The 19,652-nt window shown below is 42.5% G+C and carries 16 protein-coding genes and 1 tRNA gene; 7 read left to right on the top strand and 10 right to left on the bottom strand.

Annotation, left to right across the window (positions count from 1 at the left end; all coding sequences use genetic code 11):
• Positions 1-181: 181 nt before the first annotated feature.
• Together GVN16_RS11855 and GVN16_RS11850 are read right to left on the bottom strand one after the other, a co-directional pair.
• Positions 182-358, bottom strand: coding sequence for a DUF6496 domain-containing protein (locus tag GVN16_RS11855; RefSeq protein WP_166564114.1), 177 nt, complete (start codon positions 356-358; stop codon positions 182-184).
• A gap of 142 nt (positions 359-500) precedes the next feature.
• Complete coding sequence (locus GVN16_RS11850; protein WP_166564113.1) at positions 501-1,307, bottom strand: mechanosensitive ion channel family protein; 807 nt, start codon at positions 1,305-1,307, stop codon at positions 501-503.
• 200 nt (positions 1,308-1,507) lie between these two features.
• On the opposite strand from GVN16_RS11850, the gene GVN16_RS11845 reads away from it, so the two are divergent.
• Positions 1,508-4,267, top strand: a complete 2,760-nt coding sequence (locus GVN16_RS11845; RefSeq protein ID WP_166564112.1) for a pitrilysin family protein — start codon at positions 1,508-1,510, stop codon at positions 4,265-4,267.
• A gap of 52 nt (positions 4,268-4,319) precedes the next feature.
• Here GVN16_RS11845 and GVN16_RS11840 read toward each other — a convergent pair whose 3' ends face one another.
• Positions 4,320-6,074 (bottom strand): SMP-30/gluconolactonase/LRE family protein, encoded by a 1,755-nt coding sequence (locus GVN16_RS11840; protein ID WP_166564111.1) that lies wholly within the window; start codon positions 6,072-6,074, stop codon positions 4,320-4,322.
• Positions 6,075-6,467: 393 nt separating this feature from the next.
• Between GVN16_RS11840 and GVN16_RS11835 the strand changes: the two genes are divergently transcribed.
• The 4 genes from GVN16_RS11835 to GVN16_RS11820 are packed head-to-tail and all read left to right on the top strand — an operon-like array spanning position 6,468 to position 9,597.
• On the top strand, positions 6,468-6,896 hold the full coding sequence (locus GVN16_RS11835; RefSeq protein ID WP_166564110.1) for an FdtA/QdtA family cupin domain-containing protein: 429 nt from the start codon (positions 6,468-6,470) through the stop codon (positions 6,894-6,896).
• The gene (locus GVN16_RS11830) at positions 6,844-7,932 is read left to right on the top strand and encodes a DegT/DnrJ/EryC1/StrS aminotransferase family protein (protein ID WP_166564109.1); all 1,089 of its coding nucleotides are present in this window, start codon (positions 6,844-6,846) and stop codon (positions 7,930-7,932) included. Before GVN16_RS11835 ends, GVN16_RS11830 begins: the two co-directional genes overlap by 53 nt.
• Positions 7,932-8,849 carry a glycosyltransferase family 2 protein gene (locus GVN16_RS11825; RefSeq protein WP_166564108.1) on the top strand — a complete coding sequence of 306 codons (918 nt, stop codon included), beginning with the start codon at positions 7,932-7,934 and terminating at the stop codon, positions 8,847-8,849. Before GVN16_RS11830 ends, GVN16_RS11825 begins: the two co-directional genes overlap by 1 nt.
• Positions 8,833-9,597 (top strand): bifunctional 2-polyprenyl-6-hydroxyphenol methylase/3-demethylubiquinol 3-O-methyltransferase UbiG, encoded by a 765-nt coding sequence (locus GVN16_RS11820; RefSeq protein WP_166564107.1) that lies wholly within the window; start codon positions 8,833-8,835, stop codon positions 9,595-9,597. Before GVN16_RS11825 ends, GVN16_RS11820 begins: the two co-directional genes overlap by 17 nt.
• Before the next feature lie 34 nt (positions 9,598-9,631).
• Here GVN16_RS11820 and GVN16_RS11815 read toward each other — a convergent pair whose 3' ends face one another.
• Complete coding sequence (locus GVN16_RS11815; RefSeq protein ID WP_310587429.1) at positions 9,632-11,854, bottom strand: alpha-galactosidase; 2,223 nt, start codon at positions 11,852-11,854, stop codon at positions 9,632-9,634.
• A gap of 274 nt (positions 11,855-12,128) precedes the next feature.
• Here GVN16_RS11815 and GVN16_RS11810 point away from each other — a divergent pair, with 274 nt between their 5' ends.
• Positions 12,129-12,860: an ABC transporter permease gene (locus tag GVN16_RS11810; protein ID WP_166564106.1), complete on the top strand. Its 732-nt coding sequence runs from the start codon at positions 12,129-12,131 to the stop codon at positions 12,858-12,860.
• The gene (locus GVN16_RS11805; protein ID WP_166564105.1) at positions 12,857-13,603 is read left to right on the top strand and encodes an ABC transporter ATP-binding protein; all 747 of its coding nucleotides are present in this window, start codon (positions 12,857-12,859) and stop codon (positions 13,601-13,603) included. The genes GVN16_RS11810 and GVN16_RS11805 overlap by 4 nt, the downstream gene beginning before the upstream one ends.
• Here the strand turns inward: GVN16_RS11805 and GVN16_RS11800 are convergent, their stop codons facing one another.
• The 6 genes from GVN16_RS11800 to fabD form a co-directional block, all read right to left on the bottom strand.
• On the bottom strand, positions 13,604-14,068 hold the full coding sequence (locus GVN16_RS11800; RefSeq protein WP_166564104.1) for a protein-disulfide reductase DsbD domain-containing protein: 465 nt from the start codon (positions 14,066-14,068) through the stop codon (positions 13,604-13,606).
• 47 nt (positions 14,069-14,115) lie between these two features.
• Positions 14,116-15,513, bottom strand: coding sequence for an MBL fold metallo-hydrolase RNA specificity domain-containing protein (locus GVN16_RS11795; RefSeq protein WP_166564103.1), 1,398 nt, complete (start codon positions 15,511-15,513; stop codon positions 14,116-14,118).
• Positions 15,514-15,542: 29 nt separating this feature from the next.
• Positions 15,543-17,057, bottom strand: coding sequence for a bifunctional phosphoribosylaminoimidazolecarboxamide formyltransferase/IMP cyclohydrolase (gene purH / locus GVN16_RS11790; RefSeq protein ID WP_166564102.1), 1,515 nt, complete (start codon positions 17,055-17,057; stop codon positions 15,543-15,545).
• A 270-nt stretch (positions 17,058-17,327) separates the two neighbouring features.
• The gene (locus GVN16_RS11785) at positions 17,328-18,290 is read right to left on the bottom strand and encodes a sulfite exporter TauE/SafE family protein (RefSeq protein ID WP_166564101.1); all 963 of its coding nucleotides are present in this window, start codon (positions 18,288-18,290) and stop codon (positions 17,328-17,330) included.
• A 132-nt stretch (positions 18,291-18,422) separates the two neighbouring features.
• Positions 18,423-18,493: transfer RNA gene (locus GVN16_RS11780), tRNA-Gln, on the bottom strand.
• 124 nt (positions 18,494-18,617) lie between these two features.
• Complete coding sequence (fabD, locus tag GVN16_RS11775; protein WP_166564100.1) at positions 18,618-19,502, bottom strand: ACP S-malonyltransferase; 885 nt, start codon at positions 19,500-19,502, stop codon at positions 18,618-18,620.
• Positions 19,503-19,652 lie beyond the last annotated feature (150 nt).

Raw genomic sequence — 19,652 nt, 5'->3', positions numbered from 1 at the left:
GATTTCGTGAAATAAGTATCTCTCCAGCCAAAGCTACAAAAAAAGTGATTAATGCCCGTTCATGCAAAAGATTATTTTATTGGAACTAACTTGTACTTCCTTTTTATTAAACGCCCCGTTAATTTCGGGGAGCGGGTATTTCCGAAACAAAAAAAGAGGCTTACAGCCTCTCTTATCGTTTTCAAGCCTTCTCTTTGGGCACCTTTGCCCCGGCCTTTCTCGCTTGCGACAAGCCTATTGCAATGGCTTGTTTTCTGGAAGTAACTTTCTTCCCTGTTCCGGTTTTAAGATCGCCTTCTTTCATTTCGTGCACGGCTTTCTCTACCTTTTCAGACGCTTTTTTTGAATACTTTGCCATCTCTCTGCACTTTAGGTGAATAATCTAAGTATCAACCTTAAAAAAGTGTTCCTTGCTCTGAAAAAGAGAGATTCATAACTCATTGACACACAGACATCAAACAAAAGTGGTATTCATTCATCAAAAATCCCCGCCCTGAAGATCAGCCGTTGGTAACGGCAAGGTCCATGGCGGGTTTAGGAGGCTTTACTCCTTTTAATTCAAACTGTCTTTTAATATTTTCCTGCATTTCATAATAAGTATCCCAGTAATGTTCGCTTTTGCACCAGGGTCTTACATCAAATTTGATGACGCCTGTTTCCTGCCCGTTCACCAGGATATCCGTTGCAGGCTCGGTCAGCACAAACCCGCTGGATGACGATACTTCCCTGATAACTTCCCTGACTTTGTCTATACTTTCAGATGAAGAAACCGAAAACTGCATGTCCACCCTGATGGTACCCTGACCCGAAATGTTGGTTACCGGGCCGGAAGTGACAACTCCGTTCGGTACGATAATTCTTTTGTTGTCCGGGGTTCTCAGCACGGTATTAAAAACCTGGATCTGCTCCACTTCACCGGTAAATCCACCGATGGTAACCAGGTCGCCGGTCTTATAGGGCCTGAAAGTCAGGATTAAAACCCCGCTGGCAAAGTGTCCGAGGCTTCCCTGCAAGGCCAGACCAACTGCAAGCCCGGCAGATGCCAGAATTGCGACAAATGAGGTGGTCTCAATACCGAAAATGCCCGCAACGCTGATCAGAACAAGTACCTTGAACAATACGGAAACAATGGAGACCAGAAACGGGATTACCGTAGGGTCGACCTTCCTTTTTCCGAGAATTTTTGAAACCATCCCAGACAGCCTGTTGGCTATCCAGAACCCTATGATCAAAGTAATAATAGCTTGCAGAACCTTGGGAGCGTAGCCGGCAGCCATTTCAAGCCATGTAGAAAGATAATTTTGCATGATATGTGATTTTAAAGTTTGTATATTATCCTTTAGACCGTTTTATCTTCAAAAGGTAACATGAATATTGTCAGGGCTATTTTCAAAAAACGCCCCGTATGCTTGTCAAATAGCTTGTTATACAGGTTTACCACTCGTGTTTATGTCCTTGCATTTGATTTTTTTTATGATTACGTTTGGGCCAAAAAAATAACATTGATATGAAAAAACTATTTCTGTTTACATTAATCATTCTGGGTCCGGTATTCGCCGGGGCACAGACCAAAAAGCCAGCTCCGGCCGCCAAGCCGGCTGTAAAAAAAGAGTCTCCGGAATTTGTAACCTCCGTTGAAGGCATTAAGGAATACAAGCTTAAAAATGGCTTGAAAGTACTTCTCATACCAGATCCAAGCCAAAGCAATGTGGTGGTCAATATTGTTTACAATGTCGGTTCAAGACATGAGGGTTACGGAGAAAAAGGAATGGCCCACCTTTTGGAGCACATGCTTTTCAAAAGCACAAAAAACCTGGGTGATATCAAAAAAATGCTTTCCGAGAAAGGGGGCAATGCCAATGGAACAACATGGTTTGACCGTACCAATTATTACGAGGTTTTCCCTTCAAACGAAGAAAACCTGAGATGGAGTCTTGAAATGGAAGCCGACAGGATGATCAATGCCACCATTCTTCAGTCAGACCTTGACAAAGAGTTTTCGGTAGTAAGAAATGAGTTCGAAATCGGTGAAAATAATCCGGATGGTGTTTTGAACGAAAGAATCATTTCCACAGCTTATTTGTGGCACAACTACGGCAACAGCACTATCGGTTCTAAAGAAGACATAGAAAGGGTTAAAGCCGACCGTCTCAAAGTATTCTATCAGAAATATTATCAGCCGGATAATGCCACCCTGATTGTGGGTGGAAAATTTGATGAGAAAAAAATCCTGGAATACATCGGACAATATTTCTCAGTCATTCCAAGACCAGCGAGGGTATTGGAAAAAACCTATACCGTAGAACCTCCTCAGGATGGCGAAAGATATGTTGAACTGAAAAGAAACGGAGACGTTCAGATCGTAGCTGCAGCATATCATACCGCCCCTTATGCCGACAAAGACTTTGCGGCGATTGATGCACTTGCTGAAATCCTGACTTCCAATCCGTCTGGTTACCTTTATAAAGCCCTCATTGACGGACAAAAAGCCTCGAGTATGTATTCATGGCAACCAAATGTCCGTGATGCCGGGTTCCTGTATCTGAGCGTTGAAGTTCCTAAAGACAAAAGCCTGGATGAAGCCCGCAAAACATTCCTGACTGAACTGGATAAAATTGCTACGACCAGTTATACCGAGCAGGATGTGAACAGAGCCAAATCAAAACTATTGAAAGGCATTGAAAATATCAAAAATAACACCATAGGCCTGACCATCAATTTAACCGAGATCATTGGTTCGGGGGATTACCGCCTTGCGTTTTTGTATCGCGATGCGGTTGAAAAACTAACCGTCGCCGACATCAAAAGAGTTGCTGAAAATTACTTCAAACCAAGTAACAGAACCTACGGAGTGTTTATCCCGGTAAAAGACGGGGACAGAACCAGATCAGCTGAGGTAAGTGATGCCGATATTGAGAAACTGACAAGTACGTATAAAGGCAAAGCGGTGGAAGAAGATGCTGCTGCATTTGAGGCCAGTATTGACAACGTGAAGAAAAACCTGAAAATCAATACCCTTGCATCAGGCTTTAAATATGCCTTCCTTAAAAAAGGTATCAAAGGCAAGAAAGTGGTGGCACAATTCAGAATCCCCGTCGGAAACCTGAAAGCATTGTCCAACAAAAGTGAGGTGGCCTCTGTAATGGCATCACTGATGAAAGCAGGAACCAAAACTCAGACGAAAGAGCAGATCCAGGATAAACTGGATCAGACCAAATCCCAGATCAGCTTCGGTTTTTCAGGTCAGACTATGATCATCGGCGTGTCTACTTATCAAGAATTCCTTCCTTCTACAATGACTTTGCTTAAAGACCTTATTACGGAGTCTGTTTTCCCGGATAACGAATTCAATAAAACCATCACCGAAAAAAGGACAGGTATCGAATCGTATAAAAATGATCCTCAGAATATCGTATTTACGCAGATCAACCGTAAAACCAGTGATTATCCGAAAGATCATATTTTGTACACCCCTTCCCCGGATGAACAGATTGTAAGTCTTAATGCCGTTACAAGACAGCAGGTCGTAGATTTCTATATCAATATTCTCGGTGGCAACCACGGTTACGGCACCATAGTAGGAGATGTAAGCCAGGCAGATGTAGATAAACTTGTAGGCAGCACCTTCGGAAGCTGGACAGCCAAAACGCCATATGAAAAGGTGGCTCCTCAATATTTTGCTACCAAAGCCGGATCTGAGAAGGTCATTACACCGGATAAAGAAAATGCCGGAGTTGTGGCCGCCACAACTTTCAAACTGGACAGAAAACACCCTGACTATCCTGCCATGACCATTGCGGATGAAATGCTGGGAAGCGGTGGATTCCTGACAGCAAGGATTCCTACAAGATTGAGAGAGAAAGAAGGTATCAGTTATGGAGCAGGCTCTTTTATCAATATTCCTTATGACAACGATGCTTCTGTTTGGACGGCCTATGCGTTTTTCAATCCTACTGTTCAGGAAAAAGTGGACGTTGCTCTGAAGGATGAAATTCAGAAAGCATTAACTGCAGGCTTCACCGCTGAAGAGCTTAAAACCAATGTAAACAGCTGGCTGGTTGGCAGAAAAACCAATCTGGGAGCTGATAACTTCCTGATCAATCTGGTCAACGGTGTGCTTTATAACGGCAATTCACTGGATGACTTTACCGATCTTGAAACAAAGGTTAAAGCCCTGAATGTGAGTGATGTCAACACTATTCTGAAAAAGTACCTAAGCCTTGACAAACTGGCCATTATCTATGCCGGGGATTTCAACAAGAAATAAGAATTGCAGATAAAAAAAGCCCGCTGACCATGAAAGTCAGCGGGCTTTTTGCTTATAACCTGGGGGCTGCGGGTTTTACCGGATTTTCAAATGAATTAGCCCCTTTTACCTTTACTTTCCTTCTGTAAACTTTGTCCGCAACCGTAATGTACATGACATCAAAATCCGGTCCTCCGAAACAAAGATTGGACACCTGCCCTTTTGTTTTGGGAACAGGAAGAATAGCATTGACACGTCCGGTCTGATCCAGAACCTGGATTCCCGTCAAAGTGGTTACATAAATTCTTCCGTCCCGGTCACATTTAAGCCCGTCAGACCAGGCATTCTCGTCTACATCCCTGACATGCAGCCACCCGAATTTCTGTTTATGTGCCAGCCTTCCGTCGGGCAGAACCTGATACGCCCAAACCCAGTGAGAGGTAGATTCTGTCACATAAAGCTGGGTCTGGTCCGGAGATAGTGTCAGGCCGTTGGGGAATTTTATTTCTTCATCCAGCTCGGTTTTTGTTCCATCAGGTTTTATTAAGAATAATCTTCCGAGCTTTTCTCTGCCGTCAGGCGAGGTAATATAAACATTCCCGTTTTTTGCCACAGCAATGTCATTTCCTGTCTGGTTATCGGCTAAAACGGTTTCTCCTGAGGCATCATATCTTAAAATCTGTTTAGTACCTCCGGCCACAGTGTATCTTCTTCCTTTATCATCAAATGCCGTTCCGCTGGCTTTTTTTGCATCAAGATCCAACACTGTCAGTTTCCCGTCGACGCTGACTTTATAGGTTTTCGAATTCGGAATATCCTGATAAAAGACTTCCCCTGAGGCATTTACCGCCGTACCTTCTGTAAATGAATAGCCTTCCCCTACCAGCTCCCACCCCTGTTTGTCTATCAGGATGTCATTTAAAAAAGGATTTTTGGTTTTCCCTAGGCCAACAGGCTTGGGATAGTCCTTCCAGAGAAACCTCATGGCTTCCGGAAAAACCGCCGTCCCATGTTTTCCATTGTGTCCGCCCTCTCCCCATACATGTTTTACTTCATACCCTGAAAAGATCAAGGCCCGTTCCATCAGTTCGTTGGCTTTCCACCAATCACCGGCATAAATATTCAGATCATTTGTTCCATCCTGTAAAAAGAGGCGAAGAGGTTTCGGTTCATATTTTCTTACCAACGTAGGATAATGATCCGCCCCTCTCAGGCCCACATAGGTCCCGATAGCACTGAAGACCCTTGAAAAAGCGTCAGGCCGCTCCCAGGCCGCCGTAAACGCACATACTGCTCCGCTGCTTGAGCCTCCGATGGCCCGGTCGTTTGCATTCGTTGATAAATTAATAGGCCGCCCGTCTGTTGTCTTTTGTTTTTCTACTTCCGGCAAAATCTCTTCCAGAATAAACCTGGCATAGGCATCACCCAATCCGTCATATTCAAAACTCCTGTTAAACCTGTCGAGTGCTTTTTCAGGGTCTGCCGCCTTAACCCTTCCGTGCATCACAAAGACACCGATGGTTACAGGCATTTCCTTGGCATGAATGAGGTTATCAAAAACAGTTGGTGCCTGCCACTGGATTCCATCCTGATTCACATAGACACACGCCGGCTTTTCGGGTTTATACTGAGCCGGAACATACACCCAGTATTCTCTCCAGGTACCCGGGAAAATTTTCGAATTTTCAAACGTAAACTTGAGAATCTCTCCTTTCGGAACACCAGCCTGTTCAATAGAAGCGGGGTCCTGAGGATAATTTTCGGCGGGGGTTTGGGCAAACGAAACAAATTGCCAGAGCAACAGCCCTGTTAGTAAGAGTTTTTTCATGATTATAATTAAGGTTGAGAAATGACAGAAAGAAATTATTTCAACTATTCGTATATTACAATCGACCAGCCGACTATAAATATTACGACGACTAAACATGGCTATACGACTACACGCTTCATTATTTTATCAAAAATACTTTAAAAACCTTTTTGAAAAGATTTATTGTAAAAATTTTATTACTTTTCATGTAATTTTTGTTATTTTTCTTATTTTAATTCATCTAAAGTTTAAAAAAGAAGTTTTTTTTTGTATTTTAGTTTGCTGTGATTTTACTAATAATAATTTGATTACATTCATCATCCGTTTTACTAAATAAAAAGGCGATAAAATGATGTTGCCTTTGCTTTCGTCACTTACTAAAAATAATATAATACCTTAACTTACCACCCCATGGCGACGTTATTACAACTCGATTCTTTTAAATCGGAATCCGGAGATTTAACTGTTCTTGAAAAAATCTTCCCAACTGCGATTAAAAGAGTTTTCTACATCTGCGATGTTCCCTCAGGATCTGTAAGAGGCGGACACAGACATCACAAAACCTGGCAGGCTTTGGTATGCCTTAAAGGAGAATGCCGCGTATTTGTTGACAATGGATCTTCTGAAGAGTTTTATCAGCTAAACTCAAGCAATCAATGCCTTATTCTGGAACCTAAAGACTGGCACTTAATGGACAACTTCTCCGAAGGCTCTATTCTGCTCGTCATTGCCAATGAAACTTACGACAAAGCCGATTATATAGATACTCCCTATCCTAAAGCCAAAAATGAAAATTCCTTTTCTAGATTTAAAGCTCGTCAACACGCCTTTATTTCCTGAGATTTCGGAAGCTTTTGAAAGGGTTTCGGCCTCTGGCTGGTATATTCTGGGTCCCGAAGTAAAAGCATTTGAAACACTGTTTGCCGACTACTGTGAAAGTAATTTTTGTGTTGGCACAGCCAATGGACTTGATGCCATTCACCTGATCTTAAAATGTTTTGAATTCCCGGAAGGATCGGAAATAATTGTTCCTGCCAATACTTATTTTGCAACAATTCTCGCCGTCATTCAGGCAGGGTACAGACCTGTCTTTGTAGAGCCCTTGCTATCCACTTATCTTATTGACCCTGATAAAATAGAAGAAAATATCACTTCTTCCACCAGGGCTGTTCTGGTCACTGAGCTGTATGGAAAGAGCTGTGAACTGACCTCCATAAAAGCCCTTTGTAAAAAGTACCATCTGAAACTGATTTCCGATTCAGCCCAGTCACATGGGGCTTTGTACAAAAACCAAAAATCTGCCGGACTTGTCGATGCCGCGGCTTTCAGTTTTTATCCTACTAAAAACCTGGGTGCTTTGGGAGACGGCGGGGCAGTCGTAACCAATGACCGGGCGTTGGCCAATAGAATAGCCGAAAGAAGAAACTACGGCTCTTCTCAAAAATACCATTTTGCTCAAAAAGGCCTGAACAGCCGGCTTGATGAACTTCAGGCAGCCATACTGTCTTTAAAATTATCCCGCCTGGACGAGGAAAACGCTAAGAGAAGAAGCATCGCCAAGAGATATCTGACTCACATCAACAACCCTAAGATTGTCCTCCCCCCTGCCGATACTATCCTCGAAGATGCCTGGCATTTATTTGTTGTGAGAACAGAAAACCGTGAACATTTCAGAAAATATCTTGAAAATGCGGGAATACAATCTGATATTCACTATCCCATTCCGCCACATCAGCAAAAAGCCCTGGAAGAATTCAGCTACCTTACCCTTCCAATTACCGAAAAAATCCATCTTGAAGTTACCAGTATTCCACTCAACACTTATTTAAGTCATGAAGAAATCAACTATATCATAGTTACTTTAAATCAATATTGATGAACACCGAGCTCTCTGTCGTTATTCCTGTTTACAAAGGTCATTTAAGTATTGGCCACCTGGTAAAATCACTCCAGCAGGAGCTTGACAGCCTGAAATATGAAGTCATACTCGTAGTAGACGGTTGTCCGGAAGATTCTGAAAATGTCTGCAGAGAACTGGCCCGGAACCATGAGAATATTAACTTTATAACCCTCCGTAAAAACTTCGGAGAATTCAATGCGGTCATATGTGGTCTGAATTATATCCGTGGCCGGTATGCTGTCATCATTGACGACGACTTCCAGAATCCTCCTTCCGAAATTATTAAACTCTACAATAAAGCCATTGAAGGAAATCATGACGTTGTTTACAGTTACTATACTCAGAAGGAGCATTCTTTTGTGAGGAATATGGGCAGCGTGATGATTAATTATCTGACTACTTACCTGCTTAAAAAGGATAAAAACCTTTACCTGTCCAGTTTCAAGCTGATTTCAAGAGAAGTGGTACAGGAGATTGTCAAATATAAAAACCCCTATCCTTATATTGACGGGATGATCTTCCAGGTAACCAATAACATCGGAAAGGTGCTGGTTGAGCACAAAGAGAGGTTACATGGCGAATCCAATTACTCAGCCCGCAAACTGATTTCCCTGTTTTTAACCATTCTGTTTGGATACTCCCTTATACCCTTAAGACTTACCCTTTTTGCAGGCCTCTTCTCCATCTTTTTTTCATTAGGAATCATGGCTCTTTATTTTCTAAACATCATCAAAGAATGGGGCTCTCCAGTAGTTATATTCATGTGCGGCGTTCTTTTATGTTCTATTTCTGTTATGGGCGAGTACATTGGTAAAACCTATATGAATATCAGCGGGCTTCCGCAATTTGTGATCAAAGAGAAAATTTTCCATACCCATGCTGATCAACAGTAGTGAATACCAGGCCATGTTTGATGCCGAAGAAAAGCTTTGGTGGTATAAAATTCTTCATGAAAAAGTCCTGGCATTTATCCAGGCCAGACAATTATCCAAAGACATCAAAATTCTTGATGCGGGGTGCGGAACGGGCGGCCTGATTGCCTTCCTGCGAAACAACGGATACGATCATTGCAAAGGATTTGATTTTTCTGAAGATGCCGTCTCCCTTAGCAGAAGCAGGGGCTTTGATGTCTCGCAAATTGATATTACTAAAATCTCTGAATATTTCACGGACCAGGTATTCGATATCATTATCTGCAATGACGTTTTGTATCAGTTTGAAGACTCTGAGATCTCTGGAATTTTTAAGGGGTTATTTTCTAAACTATCTCCCGGGGGCTTCCTGATTTCCAACAATAATGCGTTTGAAATATTTTCCGGAACACATGACATAGCTGTAGGTAGTAAAAAAAGGTTTCGCCTTGATGATTTTACAGGCTATTCCAATGTATCGGGGGTTTTTAATGTCCATAGCCATACTTACTGGAGTCTTTTCCTCTCTCCATTGATATTATTGATACGAAGTATTCAGCGGCTTCAGATAAAATTAAAACTTGTAGATCTTGATAACATAAAGTCTGACGTGGAAATGCCCTCTACTTTGGTCAATTCCATCCTCTATAACATTGTGAAGCTGGAAGAAAGACTGTTTAAAAGAGCTCCTTTCGGAAGTTCTTTGTTTCTCATTCTTAAGAAAAAGTAAAAGGCCGGAAATATTTCCCGGCCTTTTACTTAACTTATTTCTCTTCCGTAATTTCAAGGATCACACTTGTTCTCCTGGTATTAACATCCGGATTTACCCCTATTTTCATCAGATACTCTCCTGAAAACGACTGTGGATTTGTCCATCTCGATCTGCTTTCCGGATATAAGTTAATTTCCTTAACCTGGTATTTCTTTTTAGGATCCAGACCGCCAAGCTTTATCGGAGAGAGCGTCCCGTCACCGTACCGGCTCTCCACCAGGTAATTAAACATGACCGCCCGGCTTTTAGCCTCATTCACATACATCAATGAGGCAAAGTCATTCTCACGGGGATCTGCCAGCCTGAACATGTCACCATGCCAGACCACATCACTGATCGACTTATAAGTCACCACCGCCTCCTGGCAAAACTTAAGGTCTTTTTCATTAAGATGACTTACCACAATATCAAAACCGAGTTTACCCATCATGGCCACATCCGTTCTGAATTTGATCGGTTGTTTACCCCAATCAGTCACATGATTACAATGGGCTATCGCCGGATAAAAATACGAGTATTCCCACTGAATAAATACCCTTTCCAGCGGATCGGTATTATCACTCAGCCAAAACTCTGAAAAATATTTCAGGGCACCGTAATCCACACGACCACCTCCGCCGGAACAAAGCATCATCGGTAGTTTAGGATACTTTGCTCGCAGTTTCTCCAAAACCTTGTACAGTCCTTTGACATATTCTACATAAAAATGAGACTGGTTTTGCAAATAACCTGAATAGGCGTTATAAATCACCGCATTGCAGTCCCATTTAAAGAAAGCCACTTCGGGATTCTTAACCAGGATATTATCCAGAACACCGTATACAAAGTTCTGGACTTCGGGATTACTTAAGTCCAGAACGAGCTGATTACGATATAAATGCTCTGACCGGCCGGGTTGTTTAATCACCCAGTCAGGGTGCTTTTCATACAATTCACTTTTAGGACTTACCATTTCCGGTTCTACCCAGATCCCGAATTTGACTTCGTTATTTTTAGCTTCTTTTACCAGGTAACCGATACCGCTAGGCAACTTCTTAACGTTTTCCTGCCAGTCTCCCAGTCCTGCCCTGTCATTGTTTCTCGGATATTTATTTCCAAACCACCCGTCGTCCAGCAAAAACATATCTACACCCAGTTTTTTGGTATCTTTGATCAGTTCAGCCAGTTTGGCTTCCGTAAAATCAAAATAAGTGGCTTCCCAGTTATTAAGAAGTGTCAATCTTGATCCGTTTCCATCCAGAATCCTGTATTTTCTGGCCCAGTTGTGCAGGTTACGGCTGGCTTCTCCTTTCCCGTTTTCAGAATAGGTGTATAAGAATGCCGGCGTTACAAAACTTTCAGACGGCTTAAGGGTATACTCAGACGCAAACGGGTTAATCCCGGCAATTACCCTCAGGTTATTCAACGGATCAACCTCCAGATCTATCTTAAAATTTCCGGACCATTCAAGGGATCCCAATAGAACTTTCCCTTCGTTTTCAGACGCCGTTTTGTCCAGCGAAACCATGAACGTCGGCGGCTGATAAAGATTGGCTCTTGTTCCGAGCTTTGAGTCAAGTACTTTGATGCCTGACGTCAGCCTCGTTTCTTCCGGAATCATCTCTTTAGCCCAATCGCCATGGAAATGCCTCAGGTAATAATTTTCTGCCGTCAGGTACAAATTTGCCGAAGCATATTTCTGCATCCTGATATTGCCGGTTTCTTTATTCTTTATTTCCGACCATTGCTCAATAACATCCTCATTGGCATAAACCTTATAGTAAAGCGTCACCTCTACCGCATACTTCGAATCCTTCAGTATCACCTTTGTAATAGAAACATTGTCATCTGTTTTTTCAGTCGAATGAACCACATACACCAGGTCAAGAGATAAGTTGCCGTCCGTATGAGCTATCTGGATGGCGGGTTCAACCAGGTTTCTTGAACCTGCAGGGGTATAGGCAGAATTAAGGATTCCGGAATAATCATCTCCCCTTCTGAATGATTTCGGAATGAGCTGGTACTCAGAAACATTGGAGATTTTTTTGCCGAAATAAATAATGCCGGGCCTGCCATCCGCATCTGTTTTTAATACAATCGCGTTGTTTTTTGATTCAATGGGGATAATCACATTGGCCTGGGAAAAAACCGGAAAGGCGGAAATCATCACTCCGGTAAAGAAAAGCAGACTAAAAAAGTAACACTGCTGGTTTTTTCTGAGATTTAATCTTGTCATTTTTTATAAGAATGGTTGAAATAAATGAAAGCTTTGAGGAGGTGAATCGCTCAAAAACCCGTAAAACAAAGATAATTCAAAAACCGCTTGCGTTACTCTTCCTTCAGGTAATTCCTGCATCAGATCCGTGTAAAATCATTTAGACCTGAGATTTTTAGGCTTAACAGCAAATTATAATTAAATTTAAATTGTTATTCATCAAATAATCAAAAGAGTTTGGCCGCAAAGACCTCCTTATCATTAACTTTGCACAAATTGTAAATCTCAAAAGAATATGTTCTCCATTATTGGGAAGTTTTTTATATTCATCGGCAGCCTGTTCATACGACGTGAATCTTCAAGAGTGTATTGGAAAAGATTTATTGATGAATGTGTAAGTATCGGTATCGGTTCGGTTAATATCATTTCTATCGTTGCATTATTTATCGGGGCTGTGGTTTGTGTTCAGACCTATGCCAACCTCGTCAGCCCTATCATTCCGAAATATATCGTAAGTAATATTGTAAGGGACATGACCCTGCTGGAATTGTCTTCTACCTTCATGTGCGTGGTTCTGGCCGGAAAAGTCGGATCCAACATCGCCGGGGAACTCGGCACCATGAGAATCACCGAACAGATAGATGCTCTGGAGGTAATGGGGATCAACTCTGCCTCTTATCTGGTCCTTCCCAAGGTTTTAGCCGCTATTTTTACTTTTCCTTTACTGGCAATACTCTCAGGTTTTCTGGGAATTATGGGAGGCTACCTCGCCGGAACACTCTCGGGAATCCTGACACCTGAACAATACATTTATGGAATCCGGTTCTCGTTCATCCCTTTTAACGTCACGATTGCCATCATCAAGTCTATTGTATTCGGATTTTTAATAGCCACTATTTCTGCTTATAAAGGCTTCAATACAAAAGGCGGGGCACTGGAAGTAGGACAGGCAAGTACCGCAGCTGTAACCAACAGCTGTATCGCGGTATTGATTGCAGATTATTTACTAGCAGAATTATTGACATGATCGAAATAAAAAATATCAGTAAGGCTTTCAATGGCCGTGTTGTACTGGACGATATCAGCGGTGTTTTTAAGAAAGGCGAAACCAGTCTCGTGATTGGTGCTTCAGGAACAGGTAAAAGTGTACTGCTTAAATGTATGCTGGACCTTGTTCAACCCGAAAAAGGAAAGGTTCTTTATGACAATCGCGAATTCCTGAATCAGAAAGAAGAAGATAAAAAAGACATACGCCGTGAAATGGGCGTTCTTTTCCAAGGCGGGGCTTTATTCGATTCGCAAACGGTGCATCAGAACATACAGTTTCCTTTGGATATGCTGACGAACATGCCGGAATCCGAGAAAAAAGACCGGGTAGAGTTTTGTCTGCAACGTGTCGGACTGGAAGGGACCGGCAAAAGAATGCCTTCAGAAATTTCCGGTGGGATGAAAAAGAGGGTTGGCATTGCCCGGGCCATTGTGATGAACCCTAAATACCTCTTCTGTGATGAGCCTAACAGTGGTCTTGATCCGTTGACTTCCATCAAAATAGATGAGCTGATCAAGGAAATTACCGACGAATATAAAATCACGACGGTCATCATTACCCATGATATGAACTCTGTTCTTTCGATTGGTGACTACATCATGTTCCTCTATAAAGGCAAAAAAGTCTGGGAGGGTGACAGCCAGACTATTCTTTCTTCAGACATAAAGGAACTGGATGAGTTTGTGTTCTCCAATCACGCCCTGAAAAAACTCCGAGGCTGATCAGATCGTAGTTACATCAAAACTGAACTTATCTTTACTGGGTACACATGTTCCGCTTTTTTCGGTACAGGTGTAGCAGTTTATTTTACCTTCTATTCTAGGATTTGCCTTCAGAATCTTTACTTTCTGAATGAATTTCGCCTCTTTTACGAAATAGCTGATTTTACCGTTCCATACATCATCATACTTTTCTTTCGGATTCACAGCTACAAGTTTACCAACAGGCTTAAAAGAGTTGTCAGCCACAAATACCACTTCTGTCGGCATAGGTCCCTCTACTTTAAGTTCTGAAGAGTACATATACCATCCCTGGTCAATTTTCGCCGTGAAAACCAGGTCTATGGTCTCCCCCACTTTAGCTTTGGCTGACGGAGCAGAAAATGTCCATTTGGAAGGCTTCTGGATTTGTGCAAAAGAACTCACCGAAACTATTAAACAAATCAACAGGAATGCGATTTTTTTCATACTTCTTTAATTTTTAAATATTAAGGTGACGTATACCCGAAAATTATCTATACTTCAAAGCCTTCTCCCTGCTGAGGAATAATAATGTTTCTGAAACCTGCATCTTCCAGGTGCTTTTTAAACACAAGCTGTGTGTCTATCTCTCCATGAACCAAAAACAGCTGCTTGATTTTTGAAGGGTCCTGGCATGAGGTCAGCAATTCAAGGATCTCGCTGTAATCTGCATGAGCAGAAAACGAATCCATTATCTCCACTCCTGCCCTTACTATTTTTTCCTGTCCGAATATCTTTACGGTCTTCTTTCCGCTTTTCAGTTCATTTCCCAGAGAGCCCGGAGAGCAGTACCCGACGATCAGGATCGTATTTTTAGGATTGTCTACATTATTGACAATGTGATGTTTTATCCTACCGGCCTCCGCCATTCCTGACGAAGAGATAATGATGCAAGGTTCTTCTGAGAGGTTAAGAGCCTTGGACTGCTCTACTTCCGTAATGTAATGCAGGTTTTCAAAACCAAAAGCATCGCCGTCTCTTTCAATATAATTAAGAATATCTTTGTTAAAATCTTCCCGGTGCTTTTTCATGACATAGGTGGCCTTGACAGACAAGGGGCTGTCAACATAAACCGGGATACGAGGCAGTTTCCCTTCACTTTCCAGCTGGTCCAGGGCAAAAACAAGTTCCTGCGTACGGTCAACAGCAAATGCCGGTATGATCAGCTTGCCTCTTTTACCGACACAGGTTTTATACACAATGTCCAGCAAATGGGACTTCATGTCCAGTTCTGTTTCGTGGAGCCTGTCTCCGTAAGTCGACTCGCAGATCAGGTAATCAACCTGTGGAAATTTATCCGGGCTGCGGAGTATTTTATCGTTGGGTCTGCCGATATCTCCGGTAAAATACAGTCGTTTGGTAATATGATTTTCTTCATAATCTACCATTATCCCCGTACTCCCTAAGATATGTCCTGCATTGTAAAATTCTAATCTGAAACCCTCTTCAAGAAAAAACCCTTCGTTTAAAGGCATGGTCTGGAAAAGACTCATCGCCGCAGCGACATCTTCTTCATCATAAAGCAACTCCAGTGCTTCCTCTCCTCTTTTAACCCTTCTCTGATTTACCCGCTCCAGGTCTTTTTCCTGGATTTTGGCAGAATCAAGCAGCATGATCTCACAAAGGCTTTTCGTAGCAGCGGTACTATATATCGTGCCTTTGAAACCTTTTCTGATCAGACGCGGAACAAGTCCTGTGTGGTCAATATGGGCATGAGACAAAATCAAATAATCAATTTCCTGGGGGTTAAATCCGAAGTTCAGATTCAACTGGCTGGTATCTATACCCTGAAATAACCCGCAATCCAATAAAACTTTAGTTCCTTTGGCAGTAGTGAGCAGGTGTTTGCTACCGGTTACCCGTTGAGCGGCCCCATAAAATTGTACTTTCATTTATGTGTCTTTTTGGTTTTGTTGCGATATCAATGTAGAAAATGTCTGACTCCGGTAGTTACCATAGCCACGCCGTTTTCGTTGCAATAATCAATAGAAAGTTGGTCACGGATAGAACCTCCCGGCTGAACCACCGCAGCAATACCCGCATTTTTGGCAATTTCCACACAATCAGGGAAAGGGAAAAATGCCTCTGAGGCCATTACACCGCCATTAAGGTCAAAGCCGAATTCCTTAGCTTTATCGATAGCCTGTTTCAGGGCATCCACTCTCGAGGTTTGTCCCACTCCGCAAGCCAGCATCTGTCCGTTTTTAGCCAGAACCACATTGTTCGACTTCAGGTGCTTACAGATTTTAAGGGCAAATTCAAGTGACTTAACCTGTTCTTCTGTAGGGGCGATATTGGTTACGGTTGTAAAATCGTTCGCCGTTTCTGTCGAAAGGTCTTTATCCTGCTCCAGAACACCATTCAACAAGGTTCTGAATTGTTTTTTCGAAGTCTTTACCGATTTCCTGATCAAAAGTCTTCTGTCTTTCTTCTTTTTAAGAATTGCCAGGGCGTCTTCATCAAATTCCGGAGCTATCAGTATTTCGAAGAATAGCTGGTGCAGCTCCTCTGCTGTAGCCAGGTCAACTTTTGCATTGGTAATGATCACACCGCCAAAGGCAGAAACAGGATCACAGGCCAGGGCATTCAGATAGGCTTGTTTCGAAGTTTCGGCAGAAGCCACACCGCAGGCATTATTATGTTTTACGATAACGTATGTCAGGGCTTCAAATTCTTCAATAAGCTTCACACAGGCGTCTACATCCATCAGGTTGTTGTACGACAGCTCTTTGCCGTGTATCTGCTCAAACATGGCCTCCAGGTCACCGTAGAACGCCGCTGACTGGTGCGGGTTCTCTCCGTATCTCAAAGGCGTCTGTTTCTGAGACCTGAAGTTTCCGCCATCGTCAATACCCGCAAAATAGGCATGGATAGCAGAATCATAATGAGAACTCATACCGAAGCCTTCCTTGGCATATCTTTTTCTGTCTTCAAGGTCTGTTGCACAGCCTTTTTCGCTCAGAATATTGAATACCTCGTCATATTGATTTCTGGATGAAACGATCAGAACATCGTTGAAGTTTTTAGCCGCTCCGCGGATCAGCGATATACCCCCGATGTCGATTTTTTCTATAATATCATCTTCCGAAGCTCCTGAAGCCACCGTTTCTTCAAACGGATAAAGGTCTACAATAACCAGGTCAATAGAAGGAATTTCAAATTTAGCAGCCGTTTCTACGTCATCTGCATTGTCGCGACGATACAGAATACCACCAAAAACTTTCGGGTGAAGTGTTTTAACCCTTCCTCCGAATATAGAAGGATAAGAAGTAAGGTCTTCCACCCTGATGACCGGAATGCCCAGTTCTTCAATAAATGATTGCGTTCCGCCTGTTGAATAGATTTCAACATTGTTCTCATGTAAAAGCTTTACAATTTTATCTAACCCGTCCTTGTAGTAAACTGAGATAAGAGCCGACTGTATTTTTTTGGTCATCGTAAGAATATTATTTTCAAAAATTTTTTGCAAAAATATGGGTTTTTAACGGCCTTACTATCAAATACCTTAAAAGATTATGAAATACCGGCCCAAAAGCCCCTCAGGGCAGTCTGATTGCGGTCTTGATTGAACACAGCATTGTCTCCCCGTATCTCGACCTGAAATAAAGTCAATAAAAATCTGCAGAGGTATAACGAATGAGATCTGTGGATTTTACCCAATAAAAAAGGCCCTTTGAAGGGCCTTTTTTATCACTCTGCCGGTAGGTTACCAGCTTTCAATAGATTTATATAATATTCTTAAACTAACGATGATCACGACAATCCCTACAAAAATAAACAATGGTTTTACCGGGACTTTCCTTACCAGGTAAGCCGCCAGAGGTGCCGCGATAACACCACCCAGGATTAAACCCAGGATAACCTGCCAGTGGGTAAATCCGATAAAAGCAATGAAGGTGAGGGAGCTTGCAAGGCTTACAAAAAATTCGGTCAGGTTCACAGAACCGATCGTGTAAATCGGGTTTCTTCCGTTTGCGATTAAGGTAGAACTCACAATAGGGCCCCATCCTCCGCCACCGATAGAATCCAGGAATCCGCCAAACCAGGCTAAAACGCCGATTCTCTTGATCGGCTTCTTTTTGATATTCTTGATCAGTGTTTTTCTGATGATCCTGATCCCCAGATAAAGCGTATAGATCGCCACAACCGGTTTGATGTATTGATTGTACTGTTCAAAAGAAGACAAGACATAGGCCCCGATAATGGCCCCCAGCACGCCGGGTAGCAACAGGTGTCTGAAAAGTTTTTTATTGACATTCCCAAACTTCAAATGACTCAGACCCGAAACGCCACTGGTAAAAATCTCCGAGGCGTGAACGCTGGCACTGGCCGCTGCCGGGCTGATACCAAACGACAACAGGAAAGTGGTAGCACTTACACCGTAAGCCATCCCTAGAGCCCCATCAATCATCTGTGCTACAAAACCACCCAGCATAAAGATCAGAATCTGTGAATCCAGGCTGCCCCAAAGCTGAACGATTTTCTCGCCAAAATAATCATATGGTAAAAAACTGAAGAGAATGTGCCCGCCTATCATCCACCCTAAAGCCGTCAAAGCCCTGTAAATATAAGTTTTTACAGAGCTCTTTTTATCTTCCGCCTGTTCCTGTTTTGGTTGTGCTTCTTCTTTTGGTTCCACTGAAGTGTCTTCTGATGAAATTAAACTCATATGCCTGAAATTTTTGTCATTCGGATTACAAAAGTATCTTTTTAATATTAATCTACCAAATTAATAGATTAATAATCTTGCAATTATGCTTAAAACGAAAAAGAGCCGTCAAAAAATTGACGACTCTTGATGTTGGCCCGCAAGGACTCGAACCCTGAATAAAAGTACCAAAAACTTCTGTGTTACCATTACACCACAGGCCAATCCTGAAATGTGGGTGCAAAATTATGTCGTTATTCGCTTCTTTCCAAACAGAATTTCAAAAAAATGTTATTAAAACTTCATTTTTTTTATCTCTTTTTCCAAAAGCCCTGAAAATCAACACTCTCAAACTCCCGCTGTCTCTGCTTCCGGAGCGATTTTTTTTACGAGACCCTGCAAAACTTTGCCCGGACCGCACTCTGTAAACAATGTTGCACCTCCGGAAACCATGTTTTGAACCGACTGTGTCCATCTAACGGGGGCAGTCAGCTGGGCGATAAGATTCGCCTTAATCACCTCCACGTCCTGAGATGGCTGTGCATTTACGTTCTGATATATCGGACAAACCGGCGGTTTAATCGCTGTATTTTTGATGGCTTCGGCCAGCTCTTCACGTGCCGGCTCCATCAGCGGAGAATGGAATGCTCCGCCAACCTGTAATACAAGAGCTCTTTTGGCTCCGGCTTCTTTCATTTTTTCACAGGCAATATTGATACCTTCGATACTTCCTGAAATCACCAGCTGGCCCGGGCAGTTATAATTGGCAGCCACAACCACTTCACCGGTATCAGCAGCCACCTGTGCACAAACTTCTTCCACTTTTTCGTCTGACAGGTTTAAAACGGCCGCCATGGTTGAAGGGTTAAGCTCACATGCCTTTTGCATCGCAGCAGCTCTTTTGGCTACCAGCCGGAGACCATCTTCAAACGACAAAGCCCCCGCAGCCACCAGAGCAGAAAACTCTCCCAATGAATGACCCGCCACCATCTCCGGCTTGAAATCTTCAATAGTAGAGGCCATAATCACCGAATGTAAAAACACGGCAGGCTGGGTAACATTGGTTTGCTTGAGTTCTTCATCAGTACCCTCAAACATTATTTTGGTAATGTCAAATCCCAGGATTTCATTAGCCTGATCAAAAAGGGCTTTTGCTTTTTCAGAGGTTTCATACAAACCCTTGCCCATTCCGCTAAACTGTGCTCCCTGTCCCGGGAAAACGTATGCTTTCATATAATCAATTGATTTTTTGCACAAATTTAAGGAGAATTTATCATTATAAAGATATCCTGTTAAAAAGGATCCCCTCCCGACCGGGAAGCACTTCTGTCTCAAGCGATAAAATCTCCGGCATTGAAATCAGAAATATCCATCCTTTTCTGT

The sequence above is a fragment of the Emticicia sp. CRIBPO genome, assembly GCF_009905725.1.
In the GTDB taxonomy this organism is placed as follows: Bacteria; Bacteroidota; Bacteroidia; order Cytophagales; family Spirosomataceae; genus Leadbetterella.
The sequence above is the reverse complement of the archived record's forward strand: the minus strand, read 5'-3'. Positions and strand labels throughout refer to the sequence as shown.

What these genes read in the sequence shown, in the direction of transcription:
- GVN16_RS11855 (WP_166564114.1), bottom strand. Translation starts at nt 358, where the DNA reads ATGGCAAAGTATTCAAAAAAAGCGTCTGAAAAGGTAGAGAAAGCCGTG.
- GVN16_RS11850 (WP_166564113.1), bottom strand. Translation starts at nt 1,307, where the DNA reads ATGCAAAATTATCTTTCTACATGGCTTGAAATGGCTGCCGGCTACGCT.
- GVN16_RS11845 (WP_166564112.1), top strand. Translation starts at nt 1,508, where the DNA reads ATGAAAAAACTATTTCTGTTTACATTAATCATTCTGGGTCCGGTATTC.
- GVN16_RS11840 (WP_166564111.1), bottom strand. Translation starts at nt 6,074, where the DNA reads ATGAAAAAACTCTTACTAACAGGGCTGTTGCTCTGGCAATTTGTTTCG.
- GVN16_RS11835 (WP_166564110.1), top strand. Translation starts at nt 6,468, where the DNA reads ATGGCGACGTTATTACAACTCGATTCTTTTAAATCGGAATCCGGAGAT.
- GVN16_RS11830 (WP_166564109.1), top strand. Translation starts at nt 6,844, where the DNA reads ATGAAAATTCCTTTTCTAGATTTAAAGCTCGTCAACACGCCTTTATTT.
- GVN16_RS11825 (WP_166564108.1), top strand. Translation starts at nt 7,932, where the DNA reads ATGAACACCGAGCTCTCTGTCGTTATTCCTGTTTACAAAGGTCATTTA.
- GVN16_RS11820 (WP_166564107.1), top strand. Translation starts at nt 8,833, where the DNA reads ATGCTGATCAACAGTAGTGAATACCAGGCCATGTTTGATGCCGAAGAA.
- GVN16_RS11815 (WP_310587429.1), bottom strand. Translation starts at nt 11,854, where the DNA reads ATGACAAGATTAAATCTCAGAAAAAACCAGCAGTGTTACTTTTTTAGT.
- GVN16_RS11810 (WP_166564106.1), top strand. Translation starts at nt 12,129, where the DNA reads ATGTTCTCCATTATTGGGAAGTTTTTTATATTCATCGGCAGCCTGTTC.
- GVN16_RS11805 (WP_166564105.1), top strand. Translation starts at nt 12,857, where the DNA reads ATGATCGAAATAAAAAATATCAGTAAGGCTTTCAATGGCCGTGTTGTA.
- GVN16_RS11800 (WP_166564104.1), bottom strand. Translation starts at nt 14,068, where the DNA reads ATGAAAAAAATCGCATTCCTGTTGATTTGTTTAATAGTTTCGGTGAGT.
- GVN16_RS11795 (WP_166564103.1), bottom strand. Translation starts at nt 15,513, where the DNA reads ATGAAAGTACAATTTTATGGGGCCGCTCAACGGGTAACCGGTAGCAAA.
- purH (WP_166564102.1), bottom strand. Translation starts at nt 17,057, where the DNA reads ATGACCAAAAAAATACAGTCGGCTCTTATCTCAGTTTACTACAAGGAC.
- GVN16_RS11785 (WP_166564101.1), bottom strand. Translation starts at nt 18,290, where the DNA reads ATGAGTTTAATTTCATCAGAAGACACTTCAGTGGAACCAAAAGAAGAA.
- fabD (WP_166564100.1), bottom strand. Translation starts at nt 19,502, where the DNA reads ATGAAAGCATACGTTTTCCCGGGACAGGGAGCACAGTTTAGCGGAATG.